Origin of the sequence: Bacillus cereus group sp. BfR-BA-01356 (genome assembly GCF_022663635.1) — a bacterium.
In the GTDB taxonomy this organism is placed as follows: domain Bacteria; phylum Bacillota; class Bacilli; order Bacillales; family Bacillaceae_G; genus Bacillus_A; species Bacillus_A cereus.
On sequence record NZ_JAKUFX010000232.1, the window covers coordinates 1 to 3,239 of the forward strand.

Genomic DNA, 3,239 nt, shown 5'->3' on the forward strand with positions numbered 1-3,239 from the left:
ATTATCTAGAAATATCTTGAGACGTCCAAGTATTTTCTTTATTACTGGACTCTTATTAGAGAGTAAAACTAAGCCTGAGATAGGGCTTAAATATTAATATACGAGGGGAATCAATAGGTGAAATAAGAAAAGAAACTGGTGAAAGAATTTCTTCTTTAAAATTTTGGACGGATAATACATTATCTCTTATTCAAATAGGACGTGGTTATTGGAAGTATACGCCCAATAAAGAATACATCCATTTTGAGACACAATATGATTATGATACAAGATTTGGTCGTATAGGAAATGTGATAGATTCCTATATTTTTCGTCCGTTATTAGGTTGGGCGACTGCTTGGAGTTTTGATGCCTTAAAATTATGGTTAGAAAAGGGGCTTCATCCTAGGTTACTAATTAGAAGAACAATGACGTATTGGCTCGTATGTTCTTTATTTGCTTTTGTATGGATATATCAAGGGATAGTGCCAAAACTACTGTTTACTCATTCAGAAGAAGTAAAGATGCTTTCTTTATTAATCGGTTCAAATGAAAGTAGTGTATGTATACTTAAAATAATTGGGGGGTTAGAAATAATTTTCGGTGTCGTATGGCTGTTGCCACTAACAAAACGAAAATTATTTATACTGCATATTATTGTATTACTAGTTTTAACGTTAGCGGCAGGATTTACGAATATCGCAAGCTTTACAGGACCGTTTAATCCGATTACATTAAATGTTCTTTTAATGGGGTTATCAATTGTCGGTTATATAAATAGTTTCGATTTACCAAGCGCGAAAAATTGCAAGAGGGCGAGAAAGGGATAAGTATATGGCTAATATGTATGAACGATTATTAGGGGATACCTATAAAAATCTTCATCCTGAATTGCAGAAGCGTTATGCGATTACAGAAGAGAATAGTTTTACAGGGGAAGGAAAGATGGATGAAATTTACGGTGGCTCTTTTTTCGTGAAATTTATATTGAAAATTGCATCGAAGTTTCGAATGTTTTTCTCGGAACGAGGAGAGGAAATTCCATTTACGATACAAAACATAGCTGAGCGAGATGAATATGGACGAGAATTAGTAAGGTGGAATCGTACTTTTTATTTCCATAATAAGAAAAGATATTTTAATGCAGTTATGCAATTGGATGAAAACGAAAATGAAATTGTAGATTATTTTGGTGAACCACATTTACTCGTTTCTACACTGCATTTTCATATCGATGAGTTAGGGGCAATGCATATTTCTTCAAAGAAACAATGGTTTTATATGTTTGGAAGAAAAATGCCGTTACCAAAATTTTTGTATGGTGAGGCAAAAATTGTTGAAAGTTATGATGAAACACTTCAGTGTTTTCGAATCCATGTACAAGTACGAAACCCGTTAATTGGTTCGCTTTTTTCATATAAGGGAACATTTGTGGAAAGGGAATAAACGATATGAAAAATATAATATTTGGGCTTGCTTGTTATGTTATTTTTCTAATATGTGAGTGGTCAAATATAAATCCTGTTGAAGCAATTATATTATTATCTGTTTTATTATTTATACCAATGTCACTTTGTATTATTGATAAAAGAAAAAGAGATGGATCGCAATTATTATTTTATAAATCCGTATCATTTTTATATCCAATCGCAGCAATTTGTGCAATGCTAGCTTTCGTCACAAATCAATATGTATTTGCGCTAGTTTGGTTTGTATATACAGGAATTGTTGCGTTATTTGGTGTAAGTAGATTGCTAGAAAGAGGATGGAAGCCGTTAGAAGAGATCGCCATAGATAGTGCGTTTATTTATTTGTTTTTAGGTGGTTTTTGGTTTTCTGCTTCAGTAGCAAAACTTTCAATTATGCATTTTAGCTCTGACATTGTTTTACTCACAGCTGCACATTTTCATTATTCGGCGTTTCTATTGCCATTATCAGCTGGTTTAATAGGGAGAAAAAGAGAAAAAAGAAGTAAAGTGTATGATGTTATTATGTTTATCATCATGATTTCACCTATGACAGTTGCAATAGGAATTACATACTCAAGAATATTTGAATTTTTTGCAGTGTTCCTATATTTATGTGCAATTTATGGGTATGGATTTTACGTTTGGAGAGCAAAATTTAATGCTATCAGTGCAAAGATTCTTCTAATCGTTTCGTCTAGTACACTCATGGTTACAATTATGTTCTCACTTATATATTCATACGGAAATTTGAAGCATGTAATGACGATTACAATTGCTCAAATGGTTTGGATTCATGGTGTTGTCAATGGAATTGGAGTAGCGTTACCGGCATTTATCGGCTGGGTGATTGAAAAGAGTGTTCCGAATTATAAATACTATGGGAAACCAATGAGTAAGTTAAGAGGAAGTGTGGCAATTGGTGAGGCTTTTTTATATAGCGGCAATTTAGTAGGCAGTAAGGAATACAACGGTTTAGTTGATCAAATAACTGATTTTCATAGTGAGTCATTTGACGTGACGAAGGTACCTTTAAGTATTATTCGTTTTTATGAAAATACAACAGAGTATGAGTTGCAATCAAATATTAAATGGGCTCGTTGGTTCCGCCTATTTGCATTTTGTTATGAGAAAATGAGCAAGCATGTAGGACAAATACATTTAGGGATGGGCGGCAATTGGGAAACGATGCATGGCTCTATCATTAGTGTAATAGATGAGAAAGACGGAAGAGAGAATGTAAGGGCTTGGATAAGGAAAAATGAAGCAGGTGAATCTATTTTTGTAGCTCTTTATTCAAAGCATACAAATAAGAATGAGACATATATGAATATCGCCTTACCTTTACCTTATTCGAATATGACTGGTATTTTGAGGCTATGTAATGATAATCATGATTTAATCATTACTAGTAAGTTAAGAGAAAATGGTCAGGGAGATGAGGGGGTTTATTTACATACTCGGTTCTTAACAATCCGTTTACCGTTAGCAGAGACTTTCATCATTACAGAGGGTAAGGATAAAATGTTAACAGCTCATCATAGCATGTGGCTATTTGGACTTGAATTTTTACATATTCATTATAAGATTGAAAAAATTGCACAGAAGTAAGAAAGGCTTGGATGGGTTTTCAAGCTTTTTTATGTATGGGTAATTGTCATAGAAATTTGTTTATTTAGCTCATTATCCCATGCCCATCAACTTAAGAGTGAGCACAACCTGAGCTTTCGACTCATCGGATCAAAACATTCCTAAAATAAAAGCATACTCTTAAAAATAAGCATCTCAAATAAA

At 33.3% G+C, this 3,239-nt stretch carries 2 protein-coding genes and 1 pseudogene; all 3 read left to right on the forward strand.

Features of this window, described 5'->3' with window-relative positions:
- Positions 1–83 precede the first annotated feature (83 nt).
- A pseudogene (locus MR168_RS32505) lies at positions 84–809 on the forward strand (DoxX-like family protein); the annotation flags it as partial.
- 4 nt (positions 810–813) lie between these two features.
- Positions 814–1,425, forward strand: coding sequence for a DUF4166 domain-containing protein (locus MR168_RS32510; protein WP_086388601.1), 612 nt, complete (start codon positions 814–816; stop codon positions 1,423–1,425).
- Between the two features lie 5 nt (positions 1,426–1,430).
- A complete protein-coding gene (locus tag MR168_RS32515) occupies positions 1,431–3,056 on the forward strand; it encodes a YndJ family protein (RefSeq protein ID WP_086412151.1) in 1,626 nt (541 codons plus the stop codon).
- Positions 3,057–3,239: the final 183 nt, after the last annotated feature.

Coding starts and splice junctions, on each gene's coding strand:
- MR168_RS32510 (WP_086388601.1), top strand. CDS start 814: ATGGCTAATATGTATGAACGATTATTAGGGGATACCTATAAAAATCTT.
- MR168_RS32515 (WP_086412151.1), top strand. CDS start 1,431: ATGAAAAATATAATATTTGGGCTTGCTTGTTATGTTATTTTTCTAATA.